This window comes from Lysinibacillus sp. JNUCC-52, from assembly GCF_015999545.1.
Lineage (GTDB): Bacteria > Bacillota > Bacilli > Bacillales_A > Planococcaceae > Lysinibacillus.
Map to the genome: position 1 here is coordinate 895,859 of NZ_CP065546.1, position 14,148 is coordinate 910,006.

Sequence of the window (14,148 nt, forward strand, 5' to 3'; positions counted from 1 at the left end):
TATTCAGAATATTGTAGGATAAAAATACAGAACAAACTTTATTGTTCTGTAAGCTCACAATTTGCGTAGTGTACAAAAACTATGTGTTTTACAATTTTAAACAACTTCAGCGGGCATACAATTGAATACTGTTTTGCAATGAAATGCGTATAGTGTAACCGATCATCTTCAATTAAAAGTGAACACTTTCCCTAAATTTTAAAGTTTGTTAACCCGCATAGTAGCTGTACAATACAAAAATGTGAACAACCAGTTAGTTTTGTTTTCGCGACCACGAAGGCTTTTACCAAATGTAGCAAGTTATTATGGATTTTTCATTAAACGATGTTACCTTCTTTTACAATGTTGAACGTAACTTCTCCCTTAATGATTAATGTATAGCCAACAATGCAATCATTTTGCGAAAGGCCGCTTTATTGGAGTCGTGTTAACAATATTCGATAATTCATTGAAATAACGAAAGTTCATTTAAGCCATGAGTAAGAATACGTTATGAAGGAAGTAGGAAAGAAATTGATCGTATGTAATACCCTCCCGCTGAAGGAACAATAAAAGCTGCCCATCTTGAAGAGATGTAGGCAGCTTTTATTAATTAGATTGCTTTCTTGCTAATTTATTTTTATAAATCCTTACCAATCACCGCATCAATTTCCTGTAACAGCTCAGCATTTTTCATCGTTGAGCTTAAATTTAACTGGCTTTGATCAACTTGGATAACTGCTATATGCATGCCTTCTTTAATGCTTGCACTTGGTACAGGTACCATCCCTTCAATATCAAATGTCATGATTAAATCTGGAAATCTCGATTGGATGGTCCCTGCCTTTGATAATGTCATATATTCATTCCAAAAAGTTAACTCAACATCCTCAACAGTTAAGCTACCGACATCAAAGCCATTTTCCCTTATCAGAGTAAAATCCTTTACTGTTCCAGATACGATATGCTCGCCATTTAACAGATGAATAATATTATCTAATTTTTCATCCATTGTTCGCCCAATTAGGAAGCTATACCCGAGCTCAATCGCGGCAGATATTGCATTTGGTGCACCATGTTCTGTTAAATAGCCTATTGTTATTGGATTACGTGTCACCGCTACCATTCCTCCAGCTAGAATAGAAGCATGACGAACTGTCTTTGCGGTGTTTTGTAAATTACCTTCAGCTAAGCCTTGAATAGCGAAATCATTTTTTCCACCTGCATAAAATTGAACAGATTGATAATCTTGTTGTTCATGTAGATTTAGGGAACCCATTATAGCAGTAGGGTGAGCCCGTCCATTACAAGGGGCATCAATGACTGGTACGTTCAGTAATGCCGATTGTAACCAACCATTGATTGTCGTTATGGCACCATTTTCATTCGTAATAATTCCTTTTAATCGATGACCCATATACGCATTCATCTGTTGATAGCTCCAGCAAAGCTGTTCATTAGATACATATTGTTCTTCTGCTGAAGGTGCACCAACCATTGCAACGCAGGCTACTAAATCTTCATGGTTTAATGCCGTTATATCGATAAGTTGAGGGTTTCCTGAAGCGAAAATCTCCTCCAGTAACTTTAAACCTTCCGCAAGGAGGCCGCCACCACCGCCTCCAAGTATTGCACCTCCATAAACAGCAGCTAAACCATCCTTATACGTTAACACCCTTCCCATGCGCACTTACCCCTTTCTATTTTCCTATTTTCAGAATAGAAGAGAAGAAGCTATATAAAGCGTCTCCAGCAATAACACCTGCTGCAAATACAGTCATTTCAGATTCTTTCTTACCTTTTGTCATATAGGTGAAAATCACACGAAGGATAATACCTACTAATACTGCCCAACCAGCTATCGGATTGATTAGTAATAAACCAGTCGCAAACAGAATACCCATTTGTCTCTTTGAACCGCCAATTAATTGAATCAATGCCCCAGGAATCGACCAGATTAATAGCTGTTTTGCTACATCTCCAGTCACTCCGGATTGGATAGTGGCTGCATAGACATGGTTAACTGGTGCTACTAAACCTTGTGCAAAATACGATTGATATGAAAGTAAAACTACGACTGCAGAAATTGAAAATGCTAGCATCCCAGCAATCATTTGCTGTTTACGCCCTTCTTTTTCTAATACAGGATCACTGCCATTTCCACGTAAAATAAAACCTGTTTTCAAGTCATAGCCCATATCTGCAAATGCTACCCCTGTTGCCGCACTAAAGCCAGCTAACAAAGCAAGAGCAGGTGCTGGGAAACCAATTAATATTCCGACAATTAGTGTGATAAACGCCACTGCAAATGCAGGGAACCAGCCTGCATGCATTGCAGCAATCCCAACGATAAGTTCATGAACAAATGCTGCAATTGTTGCGAAAATGATAAAGCCGATTAGCATGCCAAAAGACATATGTGAAATCATACCGCCTATTAAAGCAATTAATAATGCAATCGCTAAATAAGCAATAAAACCTACACCAAAACCTTGTCGAATTTCTTTTTGGTCTTTCGAATAGATTAATTCTTCTGACTCTTTAGTTGCTCTTTTACTTAGCAAAGTAAAAGCAACCTGGAAAAGGGCTACAATACCCGCTCCAATCATAATGCCATGTGGAATGTAATATTCATTCAAATCGACATTAAATAATTGAACCGAATAACCTCTTAGTAAAAGACCAATTCCAAACATCGTAAGCGCCCAAATATTTCCGATAAATGCTACCCCGAAAGCTGACATTGGAATTTTAAGAATAGACCCCACTATACCGATTAACACACCGCCAATTAAAACCTTTGCATTTTTACCGCCTTTATCACCAGCTTTAATAGCCTCTGCTGTTGCAATCCCTGGCGGCCAGGTACCTGTTGCGGGGAAAATCTTTGTATCAAAAAATTTATATAATAATAAAGCATCCACAAACATCGCTAATATAACACCAATAAACAATGGCAAAACTAAATTTTCATAACCTAAAACATACGGAATACCAATTGGCAACATTAGACTACTCGCTGCACTAAACGTAGCCGAAGATATTGCTGTCTGTATAATATTTTGTCTATGCACGGATTTAAATGCAATTAGCTTGCCAATCGGAATTCTTCCTAAAATCATCGCAAATATCGCACCAATGATTGATGTATTAGCTGAAATACCTAAAGTCGTAATTAGCTGTATCCCAATAATTGCCCCTACAACAGATGTTAAGACAATCATTAGTAAAGTTACAGGCTCCAAAGCCCGCGGATGTAATACTTTATTATTCATAGTGTCAGGTCCCCTATTGTTGTTATAGTTTAGATATGTGAGATTGAATTTGATGAGCAATTTTCACTAACTGTTCAAGCATGTATTTCTCCCTTTGATTGTCAATGTCATATACTAATCCAGAAATTGTTAGAGATGCCATGATTTCTTTCTTATAATTGAATAATGGTACACTTATACCAAAAGCATGTTCATTGTACTCCCCGACAGTAACACACCACTTATTTTGTCGAATGGTTTGTAACTCCTCTTGTAAACTATCAAGAAGGTTTTTAAGCTCCTCTTCCGACAGCTTTTCATGAAAATAGGCTAACAATTCAAGCTGCCTTTCTTTGTCTAAATAAGCAAACATAACTTTACAAGAAGCACCGACATAAAGCGGTGTTTTTGTACCTAAGGACACTGCATATTTTATATTCTTACTACTTTCAGCAATTTTTGTTGTGACACCATACTCGTTATCCATATAAGTTAGAAATACTGATTCATTAATTTCACTTGCAAGACTTTGCATCAATTCATAAATTGTAAAGTGAGGGTCACTTGAGTTAGATAGCTTGTCATGAAATATAAACATTTTATAACCTAATTTATATTTTTTTGTAGCTTCATCCTGTAATAAATACCCTGCTTCAGTAAATGTATTGATGGTTCTTTGCACAACACTTGTATGCAGTTTTGTCATGCGTGAAATTTCACGTACACCTAATGCGCCATCTGTAGTTGCAAAGCATTCTAGTATATCCAATGAATTTTTTAATGTCTTGACAGTCATTTATATATTTCTCCTTTTATGCGTTTTCGTAGCCGTAACGGTTTTCAGCTACCTCTAAAGAAATATATCCATTTATTAGATCTTTTTCAATCGCTTTCGTACTTCGCTCTTGTGGATTGCCATAGCCACCCCCTGTTGCTGTGACAAGCTCAATACGATCGCCCTTCTGTAATTCATAATTGGCGAGTACTCCTACGGGTCCCACCTGTGTACCATCTTTTTTATGAATAATTAAATAGTTATACGAGCCTTCCTCACCATCATTTAAGCCAAATGGTGCAAATTTATGTCTACCTAGGTTGACAGAAACCTTTTGACCATCATGATTAACGGTATAAACTCGGCGTACACCTAGGCCACCTCGATATTGCCCTGCACCAGCACCATCGCAGTTTAAGCTATATTCATCAATCTGAATTCCGTATTTTGTCTCTGCAACTTCTATAGGAAGATTATAAGTTTCCCCATCTCCCATACAATATTGTCCACTTTGCCCATCCTCATCATTTGACGCTCCCCAGCCACCTACTGAAGGCTCAACGATTAGGAAGGATTCATTATTTTCAGGATTTTTGCCTGTTAAGATAAATGTACATACCGACTGTAAATGCCCTGCTGATAATCTTTCTGGTAAATGAGGTGCAAGCGCCTTCCAAATTAAGTCTGCTGCTCCAATACGTGCTTCAAAGTTCATTGAAACTGGATGCGGACGTTTGGCTGAGACAATTGAATTATCATCTGTAAGAATTGTTAAGCGTTTAAAGACACCTTCATTAATCACGTCAATATCTCCAAGTAATGCTAAGAACATTACACGAACACTCGCCATTAAACCAAATTGTGAACAGTTTACTGGCACATTCACAGCAGGGTGTGAGCCTCTAAAGTCACAAATAAATTCTTCATCGCTAATCGTTACTTTCACTTGAATTGGATAAGGTCCTCCTTTTAATGGATCGCCTTCAATAAAGTCTTCTGCATAAAATTCACCTTTAGGTAGATGTTGAAGCTCATACTCTACAATCTTTTCACCCTTGTCCAATAATTTTTGAATGGACAACTTCACCGATTCAGCACCGAATTTATGACAAAGTTCTGCAATCCTTTTTTCACCTGTTTTTAATGCTGCTACTTGTGCAAACATATCTCCAATCGATAGCTCTGGTAGACGAACATTTGTAGAAATGATTTCATAAATGCCTTCATTGAGCTCGCCCTTTTGATAAAGCTTTACACCAGGTAGCTGAAGGCCTTCCTGATAAATTTCATTCGAATTACTTGTAAATGAACCAGGGTCCATCCCCCCTACTTCGGTCCAGTGAGCTTTATTTGCAGAATAAGCAATAATTTCACCATTATTGAAGATTGGTAAAACCAATCCTACATCTGATAAGTGAGAGCCTCCTCCAACATAAGGGTCATTAATAATGATGACATCACCTTCGTTTAATTTTCTCCCATTATCATATTTTTCTATGACACGTTGAACCATTGGACTCAACATCCCAATAAAACTTGTCACACCATTACCTTGGCTAATCAAATTACCATTGGCATCAGTTAAACCACAGGCATAATCTAAAACCTCATAGATAACGGGGCTCATAGATGAGCGAGCTAAAGCAACAAACATCTCATCTCCAATGGCCAGCAATGAATCCTGAATAATTTCTATAGCAAAAACATCTTTTTTCATGTGTTATTTCCCCTCCATCTCTACAATTAGATTGCCGTATTTATCTATTTCAATAGATTGCTTTTCATTTATCACAACTGTAGATGTAGGGCTTTCCACAATAGCAGGACCAGCAATAACATAGCCAGGTACTAACTTTTGTTGATCGTAGACATTGACCTCTACCCAGCCTGTACCTTTGACGTATAACTTTCGTTTTGCTTTTATACTTGTTGAAGCATCAATATGTGAGAAATCTAACTCCTTAAACTGGACCGCTTCATCTTTCCCATAAATAGTGAGATGTAAATTTACTAGCTCTATCGCAGTCTCTGGTAAGTCAAAAGAGAACTCTTGTTTATGTTTGATATGGAAAGCTTTTGCTAATTGAGCTAGCTCTTCCACATGAAGCGAAATATTTGATGCATTCAATTTAACTGCATGCTCCTGACCTTTATAGCGCAAATCATAATTAATCTCGAAATAATAATGTTCCTTCGATAAAGGTGCATCCGCATAAGCATTTTCAATAGCCTCATCAATATTTGTTTGAATAGCAGTTAAATGATGCTTATCAAAATCCATTAAGCTTGTTTGAATATAATCTTGTCGATATTCCGTCATCAACATCCCTAATGCTGAAAAGACCGATGAGCCATAAGGAATAATTACTTTCTTCATGCCCAGTTCTTCAGCTAGATTAATCGCATGTAGTGGACCACCACCACCAAAGGCAACCATTGTAAAATCCTCAGGGTCATAGCCTTTACGAATAGAAATGAGCTTAAGTGCATTTAGCATATTAGAGTTGGCAATATCTAAAATTCCTTGCGCTGCTTCCTCTGCTGTCACATTAAACGGTTTCGCGATTGCTGCAATTAGTGCTTCCTCCACTTTGTCAATAGACACTGGATTATCGAAGTTTTCTAATGATAATCTCCCTAAATAGACATTTGCATCTGTAATTGTTGGCAATGTATTGCCTAAGCCATAAGCAACAGGACCTGGATTTGCACCAGCAGAATCTGGACCAACTTTTAAGGAGCCGAATGGATCGATGCGTGCGATGGAACCACCACCATTACCAATTTCAACAATATCTACAACAGGTGTTTTAATTGGATAGCCTGCAAATTTTTCATTTCTTTCAATATAGTAATCTGTCGTAACATTTACTTTTCCTTCCGTAATAAGTGAACATTTTGCTGTCGTTCCACCAACATCAAATGCAATTATATTGGATTCATTTAAAAGCTCTCCTAGTTTTGCAGCGCCAAACATACCCGCTACAGGACCAGATTCGACTAAATTAATTGGCAATTCCATCGCTTTATCAAAACTTGTCGTTCCTCCGTTTGATTGCATTATTTTCAAATGGTCTGTTATACCAATCGTGCTTAATTTTTCTTTTAGGCTTTTTAAATATGCGTGTGCAATTGGCTTTACATATGAATTTAAAACAGTAGTATTTGTTCTCTCATATTCCCGATATTCTTTAATCGTTTCACTTGAAAGTGTGATGTACACTTCTGGCCAAAGCTTTTCAATTTCTACTTTTAGCTGTAATTCATGAATTGGGTTTTTATAGCCATGAATCAAAGAAATAGCAATAGCCTCCACACCTAATTCCTTGAACTTTCTAACAATTACTTCAACTTCATCGGTATTAAGCGCTTTCATAACATTTCCTTTATAATCGATACGCTCATCAATTTCTTGTCGTAAGTAACGCTCTACAAAAGGTGCTGGTTTTTTATATTTAAAATTATATAGGTCTGGACGATTACCACGAGCAATCTCTAATACATCACGGAAGCCTTTCGTTGTAATTAACCCAACTACGCCCCCTTTTCTTTCCGTTAATGTATTAATAATGACTGTTGAACCATGAATAAATGATTCAATCAATGAATCTTCTGTAACGTGTCGCCCTAAAACATTTAAAATACCATCCTCAAAGTGACCTGGTGTCGTATGTCCTTTGTCAAAATGAAGATTTCCCTTCTCATCTGTGTAAACTAGGTCAGTAAAAGTACCGCCAATATCTGTTGCGATTTTCAAGTCTTCATCCCTCCGTGTTCCTATTATCGGAACGCTGTTCCAATTAAGAATTAAATAAATTATATTTAAAAGAAAAAGAAAATTCAATGTATTTTATAAATAAAAATTCATTTGACAATTAAATTTAATATAAAATCCTACTTTTTCTTAGCATTATTGGTTGGTTAGTTATTAAAACAACCAACTATTACATTTCACAAATTCACTAATATTAGTCATAAAACACAAAAAAGACCCTGGTTATACACCAGAGTCCTCAATTACATAATATATTTATAAAGTTTATAGGCCATACTTCTTCAATGTTCCCTGTTTACCTTTCTGACTAAAAAGAGCAGCTTTACATATTTTATAACAATTAAAACAATCCTACCGCATGTCCTTCACGATCGACATCCATACGTAAGGCAGCAGGTTGTTTCGGTAAACCTGGCATTGTCATAATATCACCTGTCAGACAAACTAAGAAGCCTGCACCAAGCTTTGGAATGACTTCACGAATCGTTACTGTGAAGCCTTCTGGACGTCCAAGTAAACTCGGTTGGTCAGATAATGAGTATTGCGTTTTCGCCATACAAATCGGCAATTCGTCCCAGCCAAATTTTTCGATTTGCGCAATTTGCTTTTTCGCTTGCTCTGTAAATTGGACATCTTTACCGCCATAGACCTTTTGTACAATTGTACGCACTTTTTCTTCAATCGATTCTGCTACATCGTATAAAGGAGAGAAATTATTTTCTTCTTCAAGGACAGATAGTACTTGCTCTGCTAGGGCTAATCCGCCTTTGCCGCCCTCTTCCCAGACATTTGTACGGGCAATGCGCACATCATTTTCTTGACACCAGTTTAGCACTGCTTCCAGTTCAGCTTCTGTGTCTGTAATAAAACGATTTAACGCGATGATTGGTTCAACACCAAATGTGCGAATCGTCTCCACGTGCTTCGCTAAGTTTTCAATGCCTTGTAATAGCGCAGGCACGTTTTCTCCAACGAGTGCTGTTTTCGCAACACCACCATGCATTTTCAACGCACGAATCGTTGCCACAATGACTACGGCACTTGGTTTGAAGCCTGCTTTTCGGGCTTTAATGTTCATGAACTTTTCAGCACCTAAATCGGAACCGAATCCCGCTTCTGTTACAACGATATCTGCTAGCTTGCGTGCTGTTTGTGTTGCCATAATCGAGTTACAGCCGTGTGCAATATTTGCAAATGGACCGCCATGAATAATGGCAGGTGTCCCTTCAAGTGTTTGCACTAAGTTTGGTTTAAACGCATCTTTTAATAGCAGAGTGAGCGCGCCTTCTACTTGTAAATCACGCACAAATACGGGCTCACGCTCAAATGTATAACCGATGACAATGCTTGCTAAACGCTCACGTAAATCATCTATGCTTGTTGCTAAACAGAATACCGCCATAATTTCAGAGGCAACTGTAATATCAAAGCCGTCCTCACGTGGCATGCCTTGCACTGGACCACCAAGACCGATGACTACTTTGCGAAGCGCACGGTCATTTAAGTCCATTACGCGCTTCCAAATGATACGACGAGGATCAATGTTTAATGCATTGCCTTGATGGATATGATTATCAATAAAGGCTGAAAGCGCATTGTTGGCCGTTGTGATGGCATGCAAGTCTCCCGTGAAATGCAGATTTATATCTTCCATTGGGACAACTTGAGCATACCCACCGCCTGTCGCGCCTCCTTTTACACCCATTACTGGGCCAAGGGAAGGCTCACGCAATGCGACAACAACATTTTTCTTTAATTGATGAAGTGCATCTGCCAACCCAACCGTTACTGTTGATTTTCCTTCACCAGCTGGAGTTGGACTTATCGCTGTCACCAAAACGACCTTCGCATCCTCGCCCTGTGCTGTTATTTTTAATGGATCTATTTTTGCTTTGTAGCGGCCGTATTGTTCTAGTGCATCTTCTGGAATACCTGCCGCTTCAGCAATGTCTATAATAGGCTTCATAACCGCTTGACTAGCGATTTCTAAATCTGATAAAGGTTGATTTTTCGTTGTCATTTGGCACCCAACTTTCTATTATTATTCATCTCCATTATAGACTTTATTGAGCAAGAAAACACAGTTAGTTACGCAATATTTCGACAATCAATTGACAACTGGAATCAATTCATGTATGTTCTAAGAGAAAATGCAATTTTTTCATTTTTTATCAATTATGCCACGAGTTAATTGGTAGTATTTTACATTCAGGCGCATTGGAGGCGAATGCTTATGCAACAAGGAATCGTAAAGTGGTTCAATAACGAAAAAGGTTATGGCTTTATTGAATGTGATGATGGAGAAGATGTATTTGTACATTTTACGGGCATACAAGAGGAAGGCTTCCGTACACTTGAAGAAGGTCAAAAGGTTTCATTTGATGTAGTGGAAGGCAATCGCGGACCTCAAGCGTCAAATGTTGTGAAATTATAAGCGGCAAGGAGCTGTTCAACAAATGAACAGCTCCTTCTTTTTTTAAAACTATGGGTTAAGCCAATAAAAGGCTCCAGGAAAAATTAATGTTTCCTTCGTCCGATCAGTGTCTCTCAACGTAACACCGAAAGGTCCTTCACATTTACGTCCAAGCATCATTTTAGTTGCTGCAGCTTCTTCATAAAAATCTAAACGAATATTTGGCAAATGTAATGACACAAACGCTGTGTGTGCTTCTGGCTCAGATAATTGTAGTACTTCTTGCCATTCTTTTGCTGTAGCCAGCGCATCTTGGACATAAAACTGTACTGACTCCATTGATATATTTTGGGTTGCTTTTAGCGCGCCACTTGCCTTTAATTGTTCTTTGCGCTTCTCATCACTATCCGCCCACTCAATAAAAAATGGAAAATCGATTTCTTGCTCTTGCTTTCCAAAATGTAATAGTTTCCATTCCACAACCGATCCATCTGGTCGTGTTCGACTACATACATCTGGTCCATAAACTTCAAAACCAAGCGCACTTAAACGCTGTGCCTCTTCTTCTATATTAGTTGTACGTAAAGCAATTCTTGAAAAACCATAGCGCTCATTGTCCTGTTTAAAAGTATAATGTAAGGAATACGGTAATTTTGCCGCTTCCTCAAAAAGCGCATGATCATAAATCGCTATTTGTTCAATATAGCTTAACCCAAAATAGCTTAATGTATTATACGTTCCCCACATGGTGTGCTGTCCACCATTTACAGTATGAATATGACGTTTATTTAAAAAGACTTTCATATTTTCTGGTGATTGAACTTGATGGACAAGATGATCAAAAAACAAAGTCATTCTCCTTCCCCCTTTTTGTCCTTTCATTATATACTTTACCTGTTAGTTTTCTAGGTTTAAATTAAAATTAGCAATATTCAAATAATTAAAGGTGTTTTAAAGGTGTTTAGTAGGTATTTGGAAGAGCCAAAATTAATCATAACTCACGAATTGTTATGTATTTTGTCATCAACTTTTTTATCATTATCACTTTTTAAATTATTAAAAAGGCTTAGCATGAATGTAAAACCTGCAACAATTTCAATGAAATAGGAACTTATAGCTTTATTAAACCATATGCCACCTATTGGTAATGATAATGGCAAAATTGTGGCTACTGGTACAAATATTGAAAAGAGAAAACAAGGAATGAAAACGCAAATAAGTAAAGGTAAATTTATATTAATGGTCCATTTTTTTATTAAAATAAGTGATAAATAGACACCCCATAAAAAAAGAGTAATAAAATTAGTCCAAAAAACAGGAGCTATACGATAAGTTGAAGCTGACATAACTTTTATTTCATTTTTTATATCAAAACTGACGATTGTACATAAAAATAAGCCTATCACCCAAATTAATTTCCATAAATACGGTGACCATTTCTTCATAAAATCTCCCTCCTTAGCCTCTTAGATGTTTGATTTATTATTATTAATACGCCCCAAAATTTAAATAGTTCCTAATAAATTATCCTTCTAATTACATTCGAATAGCCAACTGCTTTTTATTGACGATCGTCACGTTTCGAATTGCTGATGATTATCTTTTGACTTTAGTAATTTTTTTATCACCCTCGACTTTTTTTCCCCTCTCTATTTTACTAAAATTTTGTTTTCACATCAGCCATTTCCTTAGGGCTACAAAAAAGTTTCATGCATAGGAAAAAGGGTAATTTATTTATAAATGAAATGAACAGAAGCAGCTAGAGTATTCAAGGAGCTATTCACATGGTGAATTTTTAGATGCTCCTTTTTATAGTCAAAAATATTGTCATAACAGGTACTCTTCATTTTGCCTTTTATGAAGTTCTTTGTTTGGACAAGCAATTTTTAGAACAGCTAGCGGTCAGAAAGGATAAGAACATGGAAAAATTTTTGTATGTAGGCCTAATCCTCCTTAATTTTTGCTTTTTCACTATAACAAAGGAAGCAGAGGCGAAGGAAAATGACGAAACAACGGAGCGGAAGGTCATCCTTATCTCATTTGATGGAATGAAAAATGACTATACTAAAAAATATGTTCAAGAGAATAAATTACCGCATATCAAACAGATGCTTGAAAATGGTGTTACTGCGAAAAAACCTATTACTATTACCCCTTCTCTAACTGCACCTTCACATGCAGCGATTGCCACTGGGGCTACGCCAAAACAAACAGGCATTGTAAGTAATCATTTTCATGAACCAAACACCGCTTTAGATAATGAAGAAAGCGGTTTTCAAGCAGAAATTGAAGTCCCCCCATTATGGGAAGAAGCTCGAAAACAAGGAAAAACAACAGCCACTATAGCTTTTCCTGGCGCCAATCCTAAAGAAGAAAAACAAGGAGATTATTCTATATATCATGGTGAAACATGGGCACCAAGTAATTTAGAATCACTTACCTTTAAGAAAACTACTGAGTGGGTTCAGTCACCTAAAAGCTTCAGTCCTTTAAAGGAATCGGAATTCCGCATTAAGATGAAAAATGAAAAGGATCGTGTCATTCATATTTTGGCGATTGACTCAACTGATGATCAACATGAAAACTATGACACGTTTATATTATCTGAAGATAAAAAAGTAGATGCTGAGGATACTATTGTAAAAGGAAACAAATGGGGATCTATTCCCATCCATATGAAAGATAAACAAAGTGCGGGCTTTTGGTTCAAAATGAAAGTAGAGAACAATGAACTTAACCGTCCTATAAAGTTGTACCGCACAGCCGTAACCTCTAGTCAAATTAGTGGTCCTAAAGGATTTGCCGAAGAGATAGAGAAGGAATTTGGATTTTATCCAGCACAAGATGATGATGAAGCGCTAGAGAAAGGATGGATTACAAGACAGGAATATGAGGAGATTAGCAAACGATATATTATGTGGATCACAAAAGTTTCGCTTTATATAAAACAGCAATACAATCCTGATTTGCTCATGTTTTATGCCCCCCATATTGATCATGAACAACATAAGTATTTATTAATAGACCCTCGTCAGCCAGACTATTCAGATGAAAAGTCAAAACAGTACATGAGCTATATCGAATGGTCGTACCGTGTAGCAGACGAAGTAGTAGGAGCAACAATGAATTCCCTGCAAGACAATGATTATTTGTTTGTTGTCTCCGATCATGGAATGGAACCCGCCCATTCTACCCTTTCACCTAACAAAGTACTACAAGATGCAGGGTTATTAACGGTCGATCCAAAAGATAAAACTAAAATAAATTATGAAGAATCAAAAGCATACGCCATTCCGAGCGGATCTGCAGCAAATGTATACATCAATCTAAAAAATCGTGAAAAGGGTGGCGTTGTTCCTCAAGATGAATATGAGAATGTCCGTGACCAAATTATCGAAGCTTTTAAAGCTGTCGAAGTCTCATATAACAAAGGAGCAATCATTCAACATGAGATGAAAAAAGTGAAGTCTGCAATACAAACAGACAATTTTTCATTCGGGACTGTTCAACAACATGTCAAAAATATGTGGCGCCATCTGTTGGAACCAAGAGTACATCCATATGAAAGTGTATTGAAAAATGAAAATATCACCCTTCTGGAGCATCAAAATGCAGGCGATGTCGTGTTGATTGGTGCACCTGGCTATGTGATGGGGAGTGACGTTGAAAAAAATGTTTCGCCACCAATTGAATTAGGGACACATGGGGGAGATGCAAACAGAAGCATGCTTAGACCTATTTTTATCGCTACTGGAGCAGAATTTTCCAAAGGCAAAGAAATTAATGCCACCTCTAATTTAGATATAGCACCGACGATTTACGATTTACTAGGGTTAGAAATACCTTCATTTGTAGAAGGCAAAATAATTAAAGGTGTTTTTGAGGGAAGTGAATAATACAATTCTCTAACTTCTACTATTTTTCACTACAAGTAAGTGCTTTCTGCTCAGCA

10 protein-coding genes are annotated in these 14,148 nt (G+C 37.2%); 2 read left to right on the top strand and 8 right to left on the bottom strand.

Going from position 1 to position 14,148, the window contains the following annotated elements:
* Nucleotides 1-619 precede the first annotated feature (619 nt).
* The 6 genes from JNUCC52_RS04815 to JNUCC52_RS04840 form a co-directional block, all read right to left on the bottom strand.
* The gene (locus JNUCC52_RS04815) at nucleotides 620-1,663 is read right to left on the bottom strand and encodes an S-methyl thiohydantoin desulfurase domain-containing protein (protein WP_337981562.1); all 1,044 of its coding nucleotides are present in this window, start codon (nucleotides 1,661-1,663) and stop codon (nucleotides 620-622) included.
* Between the two features lie 16 nt (nucleotides 1,664-1,679).
* Nucleotides 1,680-3,254, bottom strand: a complete 1,575-nt coding sequence (locus JNUCC52_RS04820; protein WP_337981563.1) for an OPT/YSL family transporter — start codon at nucleotides 3,252-3,254, stop codon at nucleotides 1,680-1,682.
* 22 nt (nucleotides 3,255-3,276) lie between these two features.
* The gene (locus tag JNUCC52_RS04825) at nucleotides 3,277-4,029 is read right to left on the bottom strand and encodes an IclR family transcriptional regulator (RefSeq protein WP_337981564.1); all 753 of its coding nucleotides are present in this window, start codon (nucleotides 4,027-4,029) and stop codon (nucleotides 3,277-3,279) included.
* 16 nt (nucleotides 4,030-4,045) lie between these two features.
* Entirely contained in the window at nucleotides 4,046-5,725 is a 1,680-nt protein-coding gene (locus tag JNUCC52_RS04830) for a hydantoinase B/oxoprolinase family protein (protein ID WP_337981565.1), read from the bottom strand.
* A 3-nt stretch (nucleotides 5,726-5,728) separates the two neighbouring features.
* Nucleotides 5,729-7,765, bottom strand: a complete 2,037-nt coding sequence (locus tag JNUCC52_RS04835) for a hydantoinase/oxoprolinase family protein (RefSeq protein WP_337981566.1) — start codon at nucleotides 7,763-7,765, stop codon at nucleotides 5,729-5,731.
* A gap of 358 nt (nucleotides 7,766-8,123) precedes the next feature.
* Nucleotides 8,124-9,803: a formate--tetrahydrofolate ligase gene (locus JNUCC52_RS04840; RefSeq protein WP_172771066.1), complete on the bottom strand. Its 1,680-nt coding sequence runs from the start codon at nucleotides 9,801-9,803 to the stop codon at nucleotides 8,124-8,126.
* Between the two features lie 213 nt (nucleotides 9,804-10,016).
* Here JNUCC52_RS04840 and JNUCC52_RS04845 point away from each other — a divergent pair, with 213 nt between their 5' ends.
* Entirely contained in the window at nucleotides 10,017-10,217 is a 201-nt protein-coding gene (locus tag JNUCC52_RS04845) for a cold-shock protein (RefSeq protein ID WP_004269397.1), read from the top strand.
* A gap of 48 nt (nucleotides 10,218-10,265) precedes the next feature.
* On the opposite strand, the gene JNUCC52_RS04850 is transcribed toward JNUCC52_RS04845, so the two are convergent.
* Together JNUCC52_RS04850 and JNUCC52_RS04855 are read right to left on the bottom strand one after the other, a co-directional pair.
* A complete protein-coding gene (locus JNUCC52_RS04850; protein ID WP_337981567.1) occupies nucleotides 10,266-11,051 on the bottom strand; it encodes a VOC family protein in 786 nt (261 codons plus the stop codon).
* Nucleotides 11,052-11,194: 143 nt separating this feature from the next.
* Nucleotides 11,195-11,641 (bottom strand): hypothetical protein, encoded by a 447-nt coding sequence (locus JNUCC52_RS04855; RefSeq protein ID WP_337981568.1) that lies wholly within the window; start codon nucleotides 11,639-11,641, stop codon nucleotides 11,195-11,197.
* A gap of 474 nt (nucleotides 11,642-12,115) precedes the next feature.
* On the opposite strand from JNUCC52_RS04855, the gene JNUCC52_RS04860 reads away from it, so the two are divergent.
* Complete coding sequence (locus JNUCC52_RS04860; protein ID WP_337981569.1) at nucleotides 12,116-14,092, top strand: alkaline phosphatase family protein; 1,977 nt, start codon at nucleotides 12,116-12,118, stop codon at nucleotides 14,090-14,092.
* Nucleotides 14,093-14,148 lie beyond the last annotated feature (56 nt).

Excerpts from the sequence above, each read along its gene's own strand:
- JNUCC52_RS04840 (WP_172771066.1), bottom strand. The coding sequence starts at position 9,803 with ATGACAACGAAAAATCAACCTTTATCAGATTTAGAAATCGCTAGTCAA.
- JNUCC52_RS04830 (WP_337981565.1), bottom strand. The coding sequence starts at position 5,725 with ATGAAAAAAGATGTTTTTGCTATAGAAATTATTCAGGATTCATTGCTG.
- JNUCC52_RS04860 (WP_337981569.1), top strand. The coding sequence starts at position 12,116 with ATGGAAAAATTTTTGTATGTAGGCCTAATCCTCCTTAATTTTTGCTTT.
- JNUCC52_RS04855 (WP_337981568.1), bottom strand. The coding sequence starts at position 11,641 with ATGAAGAAATGGTCACCGTATTTATGGAAATTAATTTGGGTGATAGGC.
- JNUCC52_RS04825 (WP_337981564.1), bottom strand. The coding sequence starts at position 4,029 with ATGACTGTCAAGACATTAAAAAATTCATTGGATATACTAGAATGCTTT.
- JNUCC52_RS04845 (WP_004269397.1), top strand. The coding sequence starts at position 10,017 with ATGCAACAAGGAATCGTAAAGTGGTTCAATAACGAAAAAGGTTATGGC.
- JNUCC52_RS04815 (WP_337981562.1), bottom strand. The coding sequence starts at position 1,663 with ATGGGAAGGGTGTTAACGTATAAGGATGGTTTAGCTGCTGTTTATGGA.
- JNUCC52_RS04850 (WP_337981567.1), bottom strand. The coding sequence starts at position 11,051 with ATGACTTTGTTTTTTGATCATCTTGTCCATCAAGTTCAATCACCAGAA.
- JNUCC52_RS04820 (WP_337981563.1), bottom strand. The coding sequence starts at position 3,254 with ATGAATAATAAAGTATTACATCCGCGGGCTTTGGAGCCTGTAACTTTA.